This window comes from Actinoplanes subtropicus (genome assembly GCF_000721705.1).
In the GTDB taxonomy this organism is placed as follows: domain Bacteria; phylum Actinomycetota; class Actinomycetes; order Mycobacteriales; family Micromonosporaceae; genus Actinoplanes; species Actinoplanes subtropicus.
On the sequence record NZ_JOJL01000072.1, the window covers coordinates 1 to 14,014 of the forward strand.

The 14,014-nt window shown below is 66.4% G+C and carries 20 protein-coding genes and 1 pseudogene; 12 read left to right on the top strand and 9 right to left on the bottom strand.

What is annotated here, in order from left to right; genetic code table 11:
* The first annotated feature begins 483 nt into the window (after nt 1–483).
* From IH26_RS60895 to IH26_RS0150985, 5 genes are all read left to right on the top strand, one after another.
* Entirely contained in the window at nt 484–957 is a 474-nt protein-coding gene (locus IH26_RS60895) for a hypothetical protein (RefSeq protein WP_157437855.1), read from the top strand.
* Nucleotides 958–1,139: 182 nt separating this feature from the next.
* Nucleotides 1,140–1,541 (top strand): Imm10 family immunity protein, encoded by a 402-nt coding sequence (locus IH26_RS0150970; RefSeq protein WP_030443556.1) that lies wholly within the window; start codon nt 1,140–1,142, stop codon nt 1,539–1,541.
* 119 nt (nt 1,542–1,660) lie between these two features.
* The gene (locus tag IH26_RS55085; RefSeq protein ID WP_034218138.1) at nt 1,661–1,867 is read left to right on the top strand and encodes a hypothetical protein; all 207 of its coding nucleotides are present in this window, start codon (nt 1,661–1,663) and stop codon (nt 1,865–1,867) included.
* A gap of 99 nt (nt 1,868–1,966) precedes the next feature.
* On the top strand, nt 1,967–2,392 hold the full coding sequence (locus IH26_RS56915; protein ID WP_157437856.1) for a DUF6228 family protein: 426 nt from the start codon (nt 1,967–1,969) through the stop codon (nt 2,390–2,392).
* Between the two features lie 153 nt (nt 2,393–2,545).
* Complete coding sequence (locus IH26_RS0150985; protein ID WP_157437857.1) at nt 2,546–3,223, top strand: hypothetical protein; 678 nt, start codon at nt 2,546–2,548, stop codon at nt 3,221–3,223.
* A 176-nt stretch (nt 3,224–3,399) separates the two neighbouring features.
* Here IH26_RS0150985 and IH26_RS59175 read toward each other — a convergent pair whose 3' ends face one another.
* The gene (locus IH26_RS59175; RefSeq protein ID WP_169789947.1) at nt 3,400–3,882 is read right to left on the bottom strand and encodes a DUF4265 domain-containing protein; all 483 of its coding nucleotides are present in this window, start codon (nt 3,880–3,882) and stop codon (nt 3,400–3,402) included.
* Nucleotides 3,883–4,042: 160 nt separating this feature from the next.
* Nucleotides 4,043–4,552, bottom strand: a complete 510-nt coding sequence (locus tag IH26_RS0150995) for an immunity 21 family protein (RefSeq protein WP_030443560.1) — start codon at nt 4,550–4,552, stop codon at nt 4,043–4,045.
* Between the two features lie 249 nt (nt 4,553–4,801).
* Here IH26_RS0150995 and IH26_RS0151000 point away from each other — a divergent pair, with 249 nt between their 5' ends.
* From IH26_RS0151000 to IH26_RS0151010, 3 genes are all read left to right on the top strand, one after another.
* Entirely contained in the window at nt 4,802–5,134 is a 333-nt protein-coding gene (locus IH26_RS0151000) for a hypothetical protein (protein WP_030443561.1), read from the top strand.
* A gap of 98 nt (nt 5,135–5,232) precedes the next feature.
* Nucleotides 5,233–5,532 carry a DUF6966 domain-containing protein gene (locus IH26_RS0151005; RefSeq protein ID WP_030443562.1) on the top strand — a complete coding sequence of 100 codons (300 nt, stop codon included), beginning with the start codon at nt 5,233–5,235 and terminating at the stop codon, nt 5,530–5,532.
* Between the two features lie 188 nt (nt 5,533–5,720).
* Entirely contained in the window at nt 5,721–6,161 is a 441-nt protein-coding gene (locus tag IH26_RS0151010; protein ID WP_030443563.1) for a hypothetical protein, read from the top strand.
* Nucleotides 6,162–6,516: 355 nt separating this feature from the next.
* On the opposite strand, the gene IH26_RS55095 is transcribed toward IH26_RS0151010, so the two are convergent.
* Both IH26_RS55095 and IH26_RS0151020 read right to left on the bottom strand, forming a co-directional pair.
* Nucleotides 6,517–6,909 (bottom strand): hypothetical protein, encoded by a 393-nt coding sequence (locus IH26_RS55095; RefSeq protein ID WP_034218142.1) that lies wholly within the window; start codon nt 6,907–6,909, stop codon nt 6,517–6,519.
* A 156-nt stretch (nt 6,910–7,065) separates the two neighbouring features.
* A complete protein-coding gene (locus IH26_RS0151020; protein WP_157437858.1) occupies nt 7,066–7,479 on the bottom strand; it encodes a hypothetical protein in 414 nt (137 codons plus the stop codon).
* A 278-nt stretch (nt 7,480–7,757) separates the two neighbouring features.
* Between IH26_RS0151020 and IH26_RS0151025 the strand changes: the two genes are divergently transcribed.
* On the top strand, nt 7,758–8,363 hold the full coding sequence (locus tag IH26_RS0151025) for a DUF6518 family protein (RefSeq protein ID WP_030443565.1): 606 nt from the start codon (nt 7,758–7,760) through the stop codon (nt 8,361–8,363).
* Between the two features lie 299 nt (nt 8,364–8,662).
* Nucleotides 8,663–9,097, top strand: a complete 435-nt coding sequence (locus IH26_RS0151030; RefSeq protein WP_157437859.1) for a hypothetical protein — start codon at nt 8,663–8,665, stop codon at nt 9,095–9,097.
* Between the two features lie 330 nt (nt 9,098–9,427).
* On the opposite strand, the pseudogene IH26_RS63695 reads toward IH26_RS0151030, so the two are convergent.
* The 5 genes and pseudogenes from IH26_RS63695 to IH26_RS0151050 form a co-directional block, all read right to left on the bottom strand.
* Nucleotides 9,428–9,546: pseudogene (locus tag IH26_RS63695) on the bottom strand (IS5 family transposase); the annotation flags it as partial.
* Between the two features lie 142 nt (nt 9,547–9,688).
* Nucleotides 9,689–10,495 (bottom strand): ABC transporter permease, encoded by an 807-nt coding sequence (locus tag IH26_RS0151035; protein ID WP_051810049.1) that lies wholly within the window; start codon nt 10,493–10,495, stop codon nt 9,689–9,691.
* Nucleotides 10,492–11,370 (bottom strand): ABC transporter ATP-binding protein, encoded by an 879-nt coding sequence (locus IH26_RS0151040; RefSeq protein WP_030443568.1) that lies wholly within the window; start codon nt 11,368–11,370, stop codon nt 10,492–10,494. Before IH26_RS0151040 ends, IH26_RS0151035 begins: the two co-directional genes overlap by 4 nt.
* 10 nt (nt 11,371–11,380) lie before the next feature.
* Nucleotides 11,381–11,800, bottom strand: coding sequence for a hypothetical protein (locus IH26_RS59180; protein ID WP_157437860.1), 420 nt, complete (start codon nt 11,798–11,800; stop codon nt 11,381–11,383).
* Nucleotides 11,801–11,885: 85 nt separating this feature from the next.
* Entirely contained in the window at nt 11,886–12,248 is a 363-nt protein-coding gene (locus tag IH26_RS0151050) for a PadR family transcriptional regulator (RefSeq protein WP_030443570.1), read from the bottom strand.
* 419 nt (nt 12,249–12,667) lie between these two features.
* Between IH26_RS0151050 and IH26_RS63700 the strand changes: the two genes are divergently transcribed.
* Nucleotides 12,668–12,967, top strand: a complete 300-nt coding sequence (locus IH26_RS63700; protein WP_245666057.1) for an RNA-binding protein — start codon at nt 12,668–12,670, stop codon at nt 12,965–12,967.
* Between the two features lie 153 nt (nt 12,968–13,120).
* A complete protein-coding gene (locus IH26_RS0151060; protein WP_030443572.1) occupies nt 13,121–13,513 on the top strand; it encodes a hypothetical protein in 393 nt (130 codons plus the stop codon).
* Nucleotides 13,514–14,014: the final 501 nt, after the last annotated feature.

Sequence of the window (14,014 nt, forward strand, 5' to 3'; positions counted from 1 at the left end):
CTACCGGAGCTTCGTTCCCATCACGCCCCGCGACACGCCACTGTGGCCAGACCGCGACGCGGCACTCACACCAAACTCATGATCTTGAAACGGCCGTGACGAAAGAGTCGAGAGGGGAGGGGTATTCGGTTGGTCCCGCCTCGAAGTTTGCCATTGCCCTCCCTGGCCAAAGCTGCAGTCCCACTGAACCAGCGCTGGTCGCGGAGCGGTACAGCCGGATAGCCGATCCTCATCCGCTCATCGGCAAAAGAGCATGCCGGTGCCAGCATGTTGGCCACGTAGCGTGACGCCACTGGCCGGATCATCTCGTATCTCGCCGTCGCTGAGGTAGGTGATTGGCACAGCGCAGTCACTGAAGTTCCCTTCCTGCCGAAACATCAGCGTTGCGTCTCCTGGGCACTGTGCGTCACCGGCAGACGACCGCACGGGCGCGGATTGCGGCTAGATGTGCGCACGCGTCTTCGGCGAACGCTCGTCCTGTGTGTGCTGTTTCGGGTCAGCCTCGGACGGCTGGGCGGCGAGAATGAGAGCGTGATTCGCGTTCCTGGATCGGCGTTGTCAGAGAAGTTGAGTCGAGCGACTCGTGTTCGCTTCTACGAAGGTGGTGAGCCGGCGCCCTTGGGTAAGCGGCGTCAACGTCCGCCGGTCGTCGCGGACGAGTATCGGCCTCAAGCGTTGGCCAAGCTCCGGGACGTGCTTCAGGTGCGTGCCGACACGGCGGACGTCGCGCTGATGAGGATGCCGGTGCTGTGGTGCGAGGTGTTCATCGACAAGGACCTGGCGGCAATGCTCGGACTGATGCCCGGTTGGCTTCGCTGGGAACCGCACGGTGACCTGCGGCTGGCAGATCCGGATGCCCTCACAGGTTGGCTGAACCAATGGGTGCCGGCGGCGGCCGCGCGTTGGGTTCCGCAGCACAGCGTCGACCAGATCGGCCGTGACCTCCCTCCTGCATGAGCCGATCGCCGCGGGTAGGAGCAACAGACTTTGGCCAGTACGGACAGTGACGACGGTTACCGGTGCCTCGCTCGACCGGCGGCAGATGCGGACGTCGATCCACCTCATGGCGAGGGTTCGCCGAGGTAACCCTCGGTTTGTCCCGTGGCAGGTTCGGACGGGCTCGTGGTATCAAGATCCTCATGCCGATCGAGTTCATAGCGCGCGTGGCCGGTGTCGATGACGAATACTGCCTGGTCGCCGCGGTCGCAGAGCACGAGAACGGCACCGGCCGGGCCCTAATGTTCCAGGCGGCTCTTGAGGATCCGGATGAGCAGGACGTGCTCTTGCAGATGGATACCCATTGCCTGGTCACCGAAGACCAGGGCACGGCATACGGGTGCGTGCGTGAATTGACGATCGATGGTGACCGCATGCACGTGTCGCTCGCTCAGGAGGCGCTCGCCGACCTCGGCCTGGACGATGCCGTGGTGGAGGTTCAGCTGGCAGTCGATAGGCAGTCTGTTGAGGTTCTGCGGGAGTACCTGGGGCGTATTCTGCGCTACGGTCGGCCCGATGCGCGGCCGGCGGTACTGCGCCTGTAATTCCCTGTCCGCCGGCTGGGGCGATCGGCTCGGCAACGCCCGTAGCGCTCGGCGAACACCGAGCGTGACTGCTCACTCCGACAAACACGCGGTCTGCGGCATGACAGTAAGGTCACCGCATGGACGGCGACATCACCTTGCGGCTGAATCGGGCGACCGCCGAAGACCTGTACGCCACGTTGTACGAGGTCGGAGAGCACATCGCCGCCGGCGCCCCGATAAGCTCCCCGACACGCCAGGAGTCCGAGCGGCTCGGCCGCCTTCTCGCAGACCTCGGCCACTCCCTGGGCCGCAAGTGCACTCCATACTGCGAGCACCTCGTTTGAGAAGCGCGCGCACTATCGGCGGCTTGACAGTGCGCGTCCCGGTCGATTGTTGAGCCGAATCTTGTCGCGTCCACAGCAGCCAAATGGCATCCTGCCTCCGTGTATAGAACACTCGACGACGGCATCGAACTCGTGGCCGATGACGGACAGGCCCGCGTCCGCCTGCGTGTTCCTCAGCGGCCCTTCGCGGACGAGTTCGTTGACTTCCTTGTTGAGCTGCAGGATTCGGGACTGAACGCCGCCACCGGCGTACGGACGATCGAGGGCGACGGTCTGCCATCCTGGACCAGGATCCTGGCCGATTCGTACACCGGCTGGGACGGTGAACGGTCGTGGGAATCACTTGAGCGAGACGCTCGCATCTACGCGCGGCACGACGGACGTGGACACGTCACTTTGAGGTTCGTTATTCGAGGCCCGCGCGCGTGTGACGAAGCGGCGTGGGAGGCATCCGTCAGCGTCAACCTTGACGCCGGGGAGGACATGCGGGGCTTCGCTCAAGAGATTGAAGTTCTCGCCAGGTGACGTTCTGTATGCATCACGCGCACCGTCAGCGGCAGATCCGGGCGCCGTTGGTCGGGCTGGGCATAGCGGCGGGCGCACGCTGGCCTCGACGGCTGCGCCCGGACGGGGGTGAGGTCTCGCCCGTGGCGGCCAATCGGCGGGCACACTACGTACGTGCGTGATCTCCTTGGCTCTGCAACGCCTCGCCTCGACCGTTTCCTGACGTGGTGGTACGGACAGCCCGACTGCGAGGATCCGACCCCGATGGGTTCCGGTCACCGGACACCGCGCCCACTTGGGGAGTGGTTCGAAGTGACGTCCCGGTGGTCACGGCCGGTGGCTAGGCAAAACCGCGTCCTGGACGCCGAGAGCGCGTGGACCGAGGACGGCAAGCTCGTCTTCTGGGTGGAAAATCAAGGCGTCTGGTTGTGGGCAGTCGACCCCACCGGCGACGACCCCGAGGTCTATGACCGCGAAAACACGCCAGGCCAGCCGTGGCAGCCCACCGGAGTGGCCCTGTCGGTTTTCCTGGTGCACGTCGCGGTCTTCGAGGCAATCATGGGCGCACAGGCGGGAGCCAGCGCCGCCTGGATCACCTCGCAGCGGCTCGACCAGGTCCTTTCGCCGCTGAGCCCGATACCCGGTGCCGCCTGGCGGTGGCCGTGCCCCATGCATCAGCTCTACGCGGGCGACGGACTCCTCGCGATGGCCGGCCCGAACTACGGCGCCGGAGAAACCGCAGACACCGCCGCCTACCGAGAGGTCTTCATCGCCGGCCGAAACCTGTCCGCGGTCAGCTACCTCGCGAAGATCGACGGGGTGGACTGGGACTGGGCGTCCTGGCGCCAGTGAGCGCGACACCTGTCGAGGTCACAACTGTGCCGCCCATCCAGCCCGCATCAACCGGCTACTCAGCGCGATGGCTGACGGCATCGTACGCAAACTCTGCGGCAAAGTCGTACGCTCACCGGCTGACGTACACGGGCAGTGACTGCCGCGCGGTGCTGGCGTGCGGTGACAGCGTCAGATCAGGGCGACAGGCCAAGTTCCGCGACCCAGTCGAGCACGTCGTCGTTCTCGTCGTAGACGTTGCCGAACTCCCAGGTGCATTCCTGCTCTGCAGCCCAGTAGCTCACGGCCTTCTCCACCGCGGGGAAGCCGGCAGAAACCGGAACGGTGATCACGATGAATCGCCGATCGGATGGCATCTCGACGAGCCCACGAAGCCGAGCAAACGCCGCTTTGAGCGCCTCGATGTTGCCGTCGACGGGGCGCGTGCTCGGATAGAGACGTAGACAAAGGTTTCCATCACGCGCCACGACTTCAAACGTTCCGTCGCTCCTCAAACGGATGCGATCACCGGCAGCGAACCCGTACGCCAAACCAGGGCTGCCATGCACTTCGCATTCCTCTCCCAGCCTCCGAGCAGGAAGCACTTCGAACACCGGCCGGCCGGACGAGGCCGTGCCGGCAAGGACTCGAATGTGCGTCTGCTCGGCATCCTCTTCCACGGCCAGATCTTCCCATGGCGCCAGCGCCTCAGACCGGAACGCGGCCCTCACGTCATGACCGCGTACCATCCCGTAGCAGCGAACCCTGACTCCGTAGCGCCCGGATCGCGGCAAATCCGGATGTTTTATCAAGCCTGCGTTCGCCTTCAGCCGGGTACGTTTAGGGGACGGGCTGAAGCTGAACGAGGATCATCCAATTATCAACATCGAAGCGGTATGTCGCCCTGACTCGATAGGTGCCCGGGTGTAGTTCCACGACGAGGTGGTTGTCGGCCTCCAGCTCTGTTCCCGGGTAGGCCGAATCGAACAATACGACTGGTCCGTCCACCACCCAGCGGACATCTTCATCGGCATCCCACTCCACGCCCTCCCGTACCGCTTGGCGTGCAGCGCTGACCAGGTCGTCTTCCTCGTACGCCGCGGCCCAGCGCAGGAATAGCCGGTCCGAGGGCAGATACGTCGTCGCCGCCGGTTCGCGACCCAGAACTAGCGCCTGCTGCTGACCGATGGCGACCAGGCCGATGTAACCGTCGACCGCGCAGGCCCGACCGTAGTCTCCCCACTCCTCCAGGGGGCCATCCGTGCTATCGGCACCGGTCCACAGGGATAGTGACGATTGCGGAGCGGCAAGCAGCGGTCCACCACCCGACGAAACCCACGTGTAGGCCAACGAACTTCACCTCCCGGTGTCGATCTTGCCCTAACGCGGCGGCACGTGAGAGCCCACCAGGCCCGGAAGAACGTTGTGGGTGCCGGAGCGTTGACCGCAAGATGCGATAGCCAACGGCTAGAAGACCAGCGGTACGGACGGTGACAGTCGCCTCGGCGACGGCCCCGCGATGACAGCGGCGAATCAGGGCGCACGGCAACTGGAGGGTCGCGCCTTGCCGAGTGCCTTTCAGAGCCGCATGATCTGCGCATGCACTACGTTCGCGCCGAGGCGGTTCGGTGGATCGACGTCGAATGGCCGGGATGGGTCGAGGTGCACTTCCGTGAGTCGGATGGCACGCTCGTGGCGCTCGTCGACAAGGTTCCGATATTCGACGCCGACGGCCGCCTGGCGCTCGGGGCCGCGCTTCCTGTGGCCGTCGGAATTCCGTGCGAGGTGCTTGAGCGGGTCGCGGATGGAGCCGGCAACGAGTCGTCGCTCGTCCGACTGGGATCCGGCGTCGAGGATCGACGCGGTCGGACGACGTTCCGCGTCGACGCACAGATCCTCACCGCGCGCTCCGGAGCAGCCCGCCAAGCCTAACGCTCTGCAACGAAGCGGCCTTCTCGCCGAGCGGTCAGCGGCAGATCCGGACGCATCCGGCCAGCGGTGAGATCAGCCTGCATCAGTACGATGTAACGGTGGCGCAGTACGAGAATCTGGTTATTCAGCAACGGCTCGTGGCTCTGCTCACCGCGCTGGAATCGGCGGAGGAGCGCCTGCGCCAGCTCGGTGATGATCACTGGGCAGACTGGCTGAGGCGTGATTGCGCACGTATTGCGCGCGGTGATATCTATAGCCTCGAGCATCTGAAGCAGGCGTTCGGTGGAATGGGAAGCATCAACGATTCGTACCCGTCCGACGATGGCGACGTCGGCAAGGCGTTGGGCGAGATCTACGGGCTGGCTGCTCAGCTTCTCGCCGACTTGCATCACAGCTAGGCCGTGTCGCAACGAGACGATTCTCAGCGGCAGATCCGGACATCTGATCTTGGGTGACGAGATATGGACCGACCAAGTCGACGCCGGAGGCCTGCCGGCTCGCACAAACTCCAGTGCCGGACAACCGGTGGTCGTCTACGCTCCGGTGAAGCCCAGACCAGCACCACCTGCCGACATAGCGAGCGATCATGACTGATCAGACGACCGCCCAGCGACTGTATGCATGGGGCCGTTGCCGGTTCGAGAGCCAGCCCAGTCCGGTGACCTGGGCGGGCCATGTGCTTCGCGCTGCGAGTCGGACTTTCGAGGACTTCCCTGAAGTCGACGATGCTCTGCTCCTGTCGGAGACCGAAGAGCGGTGGCCTCAGGCTCGCGAAGTCTTCCACCGTCTGCGGCTACGAAGCCTGGATCAAAACGCGCCGCTGAATAAGCAGCAGGCTCTACTGTTCACCCTCGCCGAGTTGGTTACCAAGGTGGCCTACAACGCTGCAGGCATGCGAGCTCCCTTCGACTACGACTCGGGATGGCGCATCGGACCCGTCGCCTATCGGCTCATGTCAGCCACAGACGACCCGCAGCTTCAGGCCGAGCTGACAACAGCTCTCGGCGAACTGCCAGAGGACATCTGACACCGGCATCGCGACGAGGAAGGCCTGTTGCGCTCATCTCGGCGATAAGAAACCATTTGTCGATTCCGGGAAGGATCTCTGGCTGCATGCCATTCGCTTAGCGGAGGGCAACACGGAGGAGCGAACAGAGTTTCACAATGCCTCAATGGCCCTGGCTGACCGGTACCTCCGACTCCTCCGGTGTGCATTTCCCGGCAATGAGCAGTGATAACCTGCGCTCGCGACCCTCGGCGCACTCTCATCGGCTAGATCCGTACCCCGAGCAGGCTGCCTCGACTACCCACCGTAATGGCCCTCGCCGTACCGAACGCCGCTCAGCGGCAAATCAGGATGCCGGTGGCGGGTCGTTCGGGGATCATCGCCAGGGGCGATCGCGCCGCTGCTTCGCGGCGAGGCCCATGTAATAGCCGGGCGCCTCGTGGATTCCATGGTGTCGCCAGAGTTCTTGGCGGCGATCATCGGTTACCCAGCGCACTTCGTAGTCGGGGCCCCCGTCGTCACTTCGGAACGTTCCTTCGAGGATCTCGCGCAGCAGAGCGAAGGGTGGATAGTCTTCCTCGATTTCGATCGTTCCGTCAGCCCAGGTGAACAGAAGCCAGCATCCGACCTGCTTGACGAAGAACAGATTTCTGAATGGCGCGGCTTGGACGGCCAACCAGCCGGCGACCGCGCCGTTGTGCACGAGTTCGGCGATCGCGCCGTCGAGGACCGTCAGTCGTGCGCTCAGATCTCGATCGTCTTCGCCCACCGGATCATCCTGTCATGGCAACGTCCTCAATTCGGCTGCACGCGATCGTCGGTCGACGTGTACGGACAGTGACTGTCGCGGCGGACAGGCGCGCGAACTCAGCGGCATGAGCGTGCACCCACTACCGCGGCATCGAATGAGCCCGGCAATGACCACTCAGGGCAGGCGCCGGTCTGCCCGGTCACGCAGGGAGCCGGCGCGGAGGTCCCGCAGGAACGCCCGCGCGTCATCAAGTCGGCGCTGGGTTAGTTGGGTGAGCCGTTCGCCGAACTTGGCCGGGTCCAGGTAGTTAGAGAGCCCGGAACGGTAAGCGGCCTCGAGTAGCTCGACCCCGAGGTCGTAGTCGTGGATGCCCGGGTTGGATGAGACGGTCCAGACCCGTTCGTCCGGGCCGATCAGCCAGGCACCTCCGGGCTCCGGCCTCCCCGCGTCGTCTACACAGACGCCCGACCACAACACTCCGTCTCCAGCCGGCGTAACACCGAACGAGTGCCCCTCTGGCGGCTGCCCCATCTGAGCAGCCATGACGGCGACGGCGCGCTCCGAGTCCAACTCGATGTACTGATCCATGGCAGCAACGGTAGGCGCCGGGCGCACTCAACTCGGCTACACGTCCGTGCGCCGCCGGGACGAGACGCCGCCCTGTGTGTGCCGTGGGCTTCTGGGACTGCTCCGTGGTCTGAATCGTCGCCGGCAAGCGTGCCCAAGGGGTCGATCTCCCGGCCGCCCGCCCTGTTACCGTGGCGGTCGAGGTCCGCTTCGGTCTCCGTCGTTTGGCCGAGTGACGCCCTCCGGTCCCGGTCTCGTGGTGGATCCCCGTGGGCCTGCCATCTTCATAGCATCGGCGGGTGAAGGTCAACAACAGCGTGGCGCTGATCGCTCCTGGTGCCGGGGTCGTTCTCGGCGTCCTCGATTTCGTCTGGATCGCCTATGTGCCATCGCCGTTCGGCGGGCTCGGGAACTCCATCGCGGTCTGGGCCGTGGCGGCGTTCCTGCTGACGCTGAGCTCCCGGTGGGATCTGCCGCGTGCCGTCGTCGCGGCGGTGGTGTTCCTGATCGTCGCGGTGCCGAGCTACTACGTGGCGGCCGCACTGATCCAGCACGACGATTGGTCGATCATCTACTCGGGGCCGGCGCTGCTATGGATGGGCTTCGGCGTGATCGCGGGCGTCGTCTTCGGCGCCGGGGGCGTAATCGCGCGGACCCCGACCCGCTGGCAGGCCCCGGCGCTCGCACTACCGGCCGCGGTCCTGGCGGCCGAGGCCGTGCTCCAGCTGAGCCGTCTGGGCAAGTCCACCGCGGGCCTCGGCTACGCGGCCGTTCTGCTGATCCTGGCCGTGGCGGTCACGCTGGTGGTGGCCCCGAGCTGGCGGACGCGCGGGCTGGCCCTGGCATACGCGCTGCCCCTGACCGCTGTCGGGTATCTGATGCTTCTGGCCAGCGGATTCCGCTGACCCGACCGGCCCCGTCGGTAACGCGTGCGCAGAGGGTGTGCATTCACCTCGCGCCGCCTCGCCTCGAGTCAGCCGGGATTCCCGGTAGCCATGCCCGTGCGTACTTGATTACGCAGATCCGCGCACTGCCCTGCGGTCCCCAACGCGCCGGATTCTCGTACGCGAGGGTGGCCAAGACACGCGACAATGGACCAGCCATGGCTGAGGATGAACTGAGCGCCGTTCGGCGGCGGCTTCCACGAGGAACGCGAGTCCGGGGACGAGTGACCGGATTCCCGGGGGGCGTCGGACGGGCAGGCATGGCGGTGGATATCGGCGATCCTGTTCCGGGCTGGGTCGATGTGCTGCAGTTGCCGAGGGAGCCCTCGCGCTGGCCGCCCGTGGGGCGCAGCGGCTTCTTCGAGGTGCTCCAGCACCGCGGGTTCGAGGTACGACTGCTTCCGCTCGATGCCAGCATGCGCAACCGCTACCGAGCCTGGCGGTGCTCCGGTCCCGAATGGGCGGAAATCACCCGGCACCGACCCGTGGGTTCCCGCTTCGAGGCGACCGTCGAGCACATCTTTCCGGGCAACCGGGAGTACACCGTCCGGCTCGATGACTGGTACGAGGTTGTCGAGTACGAGGGCTCGCCGCCGGACCCGGGAACCCAGGTGCAGTTCACGGTCGAGAGGCACTCGGACTGGACGCGCTCGCTGATCCTTCGGCCCGACGACACGCTCGAGCAAATCCCCTGACCCGGACCCGTGCACGCAGCGTTACGAATACGACCTAGCAACGCGCCCGGGGTGCGGCAAATCAGGATGGTTGGGATGTCTAGTCATTACGGAATCATGACGAAAGGTGAGCGTCAGACGACAGAGTCGACGGCGCCGGGCTCGGGTGCGGTCCAGCGCGATCGGCCGGTTATCGCCGGGATGGCGACGGTGACTGCCGACGCGGCGGTGACGCCGAAGCAGGCCGACAACGAGAAGCGGCTGTTGAGAAGGCCGACAAGGGTGACGCCCGAGCCAGATAACCTCGCCCCTGCCCCGGCCGGAAGCAGGTAACCGCTCCGTCGAAACGGGACTCACGATGCCGGTTTTGCGACCGACGACCCGTTTGCCGACGTCGATGCCTTGGGTGGTGGTCGGAACGTTGGTGGATGTCTTACGCTTTGGCTATCCATGCTGGATTCAGGCGGGGTGCTCGACGGTAAGCTGCGCCGGGGGTTTGCTACAGCCGCCGGGCGCTGTGGGCGTCGAGGGCGGCCTTGAGTACGTCGCCGGGGCCGGATCCCGGCACCGCCCGGCGGCGGCGCCGGATCTGACCGTGCTGCCGTGGCGTGCTCAGCTCGCCGAGCCGACGTCGCGGCGCCGCAGCAGGTACGCCGCGACCAGCATCGTGACCGCGACGTACAGGCCGAAGACGGCGAAGCCGATCCAGGGCGCGAGTATGTCCGCCTGCCGGTAGGGCTGCAGCAGTGCGGCCCCGGCGGTGCTGGGCAGGTACCTGGAGATGTCGGTGCCCAGCAGATCCTTCGGCAGCAGCGACGCCAGGGTCGGCAACACCAGCAGCACGCCGGCCACCACCGCGATCGAACCGGCCGTGCTGCGCACGATAGTGGCCACGGCCACCGCGAAGAGTGCGACCAGGAACAGGTAGAGCCCGATGCCGGTGACCACCCGTACCGCACCGGGTGTGGCCAGTGATGCCGACACGTGGGCGCGAGACGAATGCATGATCGCCTCCCCGATGCCGAACGCGACGAACGAGGCCGCGGTCATCGTGGCCAGCACGGTGACCCCGAACACGGCCGCCTTGGCCCACAGCACAGGCAGCCGGCGCGGCACCGCAGTGAGGCTTGCACTGATCGTGCCGGCGGAGTACTCGCCGCTGACCACCAGCACGCCCAGGACGCCGATGACCAGTTGGGCGACGATGCCGCCGCGCACCGGCACGGTTATCAGTCCGGCGCCGGCCGTAGCCTGGCCGGAGCTGATCCGGTTGGCGAACGACCAGCTCAAGACCGATCCCAGGCCGACCATCGCGACGGCCGCGATCCCGAGCGTCAACGGGGTCGAGCGCACGGTGCGCAGCTTGATCCACTCAGCGGTGATGACCCGCAGCTGGGTCACGCCGGTCGTCGGTGTCACGATGTCAACTCCATGAACGCCTCTTCCAGTGAGGGCTGCCGCACCGACAGTTCCAGCAGCGTGATGGCGTGCCGGGTGGCCGCCTCGCCGACCTGGTCGCTGGTCAACCCGCCGATGTCCAGCCGGTCCTCGGGTAGTTCGGCGATGGTGACACCGGGGCCGGCCAGCAGCTCGCGCAGTCGTGCCGCCTGCGGCGTACGGACCAGCACCCGGGCCGGCGATGCGCGTTCGACGAACTCGGCCACCGACGTGTCGGCGACCAGGGTGCCGCGGGTGACCACGATGAGCCGCTGCGCCGTCTGGGCCATCTCACTGAGCAGGTGCGAGGCCACGAAGACGGTCCGCCCGGTGGCGGCGAGATCCTTCATCAGGTTGCGGATCCAGTGGATCCCCTCCGGGTCGAGCCCGTTGACCGGCTCGTCGAGAATGACCGTGCGGGGGTCACCCAACAGCATCGCGGCGATCCCGAGTCGCCGACTCATCCCGAGGGACAAGCCGCCGGCCCGCCGATGGGCCGCCGCTTCCAGACCGACCTGGTCGACCACCTCGACCACCCGGCGGCGCGGGATGCCGTGCGTGGCGGCCAGGGCGCGCAGGTGGTCGATGGCCGACCGGCCGGCGTGGAAGGCCGATGCCTCCAGCAGCGAGCCGACCTCCCGCAGGGGCGCTTGGTGCTCCGCGTACGGGCGGCCGTTGACCGTCACCGAACCGGCGCAGGGCCGGCTCAGGCCCAGGATCATCCGCATGGTGGTGGACTTGCCCGCGCCGTTCGGTCCGAGGAAGCCGGTGACCACGCCCGGCTGGACAGTGAAGGTCAGATCATCGACAACGGTGCGATCGCCGTACCGTTTGGTCAGTGATTTCGCCTCGATCATCGGAGTCCTTTCACAGTCCCAGCGCGAAAACCGTGGCCAGCGGGATCGCGGTGCTGGCCACCTGGACCGCGAGGATGGTCGTCGCTGCCCGGGGCGCGTGACGCAGCCATTTCACCGCGAACACCGCGACCGCCAGGGCCTGCAGGACCGCCCACAGCTGGAAGATGTGGGCCGGGGTCCCCTCGTCGGCGGTTCTCGAGCCGCGGCCGTACGCCGCCAGGTAGCAGAGCACGAACGCCAGAATCGCCACCGGCAGCACGATCGGCAGCCAGGCGGTCGGCTTCTTTATCATCAAACTCATTCGCATGGCGGCCAGATTTTCCCTCAGAATTCCAACACCGGTTTCCAGCAACAACCAGGACGTGACCGAAAGGGCGCCGCGCCCGGCGCCGAGGCGCTCCCGGTACAGGTCCGAGAACAGCTGCTCCATGCCGGGCCCGAACCGCTCCCGGAACGGCCGGGGATACAGCCGCAGTAATGCCACATACAGCGCCCGGCACCGGCTGAACATGCGATCAGACGGCATGGGCCGACGCACCGGGCAGCGCACGGACCCGTCGGGCGGCCGCCACGACCTCGCGATAACGGTCCAGCTCGGCGGCGAGCGCAGCCTGACCGGCCCCAGTGATCTGGTAGTAGACGCGGCGCTGATCGTCCAGCTCCGGATCGGTCTTCGTGTCGCTCTCACGGATCAGGCCGGCGTCGATCATCCGGCGCAGCGACCCGTACAGCGTGCCGGGACCCATCTTCACCCGGTGGTGCGAGTCCGCTGCGACCTGCTTCATGATGGCGTAGCCGTGCCGGTCTCCGGCGGCGAGCGCGAGCAGGATGTGCAGTACCGCCGGGGTGAGCGGGCCTTGCGATACAGCTCTAGACATACCCGGCACGCTATATCCGTGACGGATATAGCGTCAAGCGGCTCAGTCGAACATTTTCGCCGTTTGCGCGGCCGCCGGTCTGATCCAGGTGTCGATGTAGCCGGGCGGCCGAAGTGGAAGCCGTGGCACCGGCTATCCCAGCGCGGACGGACGGTCCACCCCGTCAGCGTTCCCCACCTCTTCGGCGACGACGTCCAGCGCCCCAGCGCCGCCACCGCGCTGACACCACTGGCACGGATCAACACGATCGGGCGGCACGCCAGGCGTAGCTGTCCATTGCCGATCGCCAGGCGCAGCTCGGTCTCCAGCACCGCCCGGTCCAGCATGGCCCACGCCGCGTGACGGCTGCACTCGGCCACCGAGCGCGGTCGGCGGCATGACAATGCGCCTCTGCCCAGGATGCACGCATACTTTCTCCTGTGCCTGAATACTCGTGGCCGGAAGACGGCGAGCGACTTTGCGAAAACGCCGCGGACCGGTGGGCGGAGACGGTCGAGGCACTGCCCGAGGGCAGCATCGTCACAGGTCGGGTAATAGGCCGGCAGCCCTTCGGGGTGTTCGTGGACATCAGCGGCACACCGGGAGCGATCGGCCTGGCCGAAATCACGTCGATGCCGCACGATGCGGCCCTTCCGCAAGCTGGCGGCATCGTCCGAGGCACGGTGATCGGCCACGCAGCGCACAACCATCAGGTGCGGCTGCGCCTCCACGATTCGTGACATCGGACGACCCTGCGTCATCGGGGAACCCGAGCGAAGTGCGTGTCGCCATCGGTGCGTACGGATGCCGATTCCAGGGCCCACGCCGACAAGCGCGGTGGAGACGCCCGAGCCGTGGCTCCGTGACAAGGAGCCGGATGCCACGATGGGCTGGTGCTGTGGCCGGTTCTGCTCAACACCCATCCCCGCGAGGCCACGTGGTCGGTGGGCGAACGGGTCACGACCCGGCTGAGATGGCTCGACGACCCGCAACTGCCCGACGACCTCAAACTCCGCCACATCGTCGTGCGCGCCAGGACGCTGCTCGACGTCGACGGGCGCCCCTGGGCACAGCTGCTCCAGGCCGGCGACATGGTCGCGGTCCGGCAAGGCGATCACCGAGACGGTGAGGTGAGACTCGACGGATGCCTGGGCTTCGACGCCTACCTCGAGCTCATCGGCGAGTTGCCCGCCACGGCCGGCGTCGTGCGGCGCGTCCGGCTCGTGCACGACCTGTACGACCGGGGTACCGACAGTGGATCCGCCGCCCCGGGACCGAACGCCTGACCGACGTCCCGGACGCCTCGCCGCAACGACTGCGCGACAACCCTTCCCTCCTCGAGCCGCAGCCGCCCGAAACGCCGCCGGAACCCGGCACCATGCAGTTCGTGGGCGCTACGGAGTACTTCCGCATGAACCGCGACCGGCTACCAAGGCAGCAGTGGCAGGGCCGCGGCTTCCTCGTCGATCTCGACATCACCTCCTGAACAGCTCGCCCGGGATAGGGCCGCCCACGGAGGTGACTCACGGCGCGCCCCGTAGCGCGCTCTTCGCGGCAGATCCGTATAGTTGGAACGTTCAGACTTAGCTTAGGCTTCAAGCGTACGTTCTGGTGTGATCTAGCGTGATGAACAGTTGGTTGATGGCGTGGCGTGACGAGCCGCTGATGATGGTGTTCCCGATCCCGATGTCTAACGGGGCTCTGCCCCAGCCCGACGGGGCGTGTCGTGGTGGGGGCTCCGGTCGTGGGATAGACGGTGACCGGTTTCCCGGTCCCGTTCGTTGAAC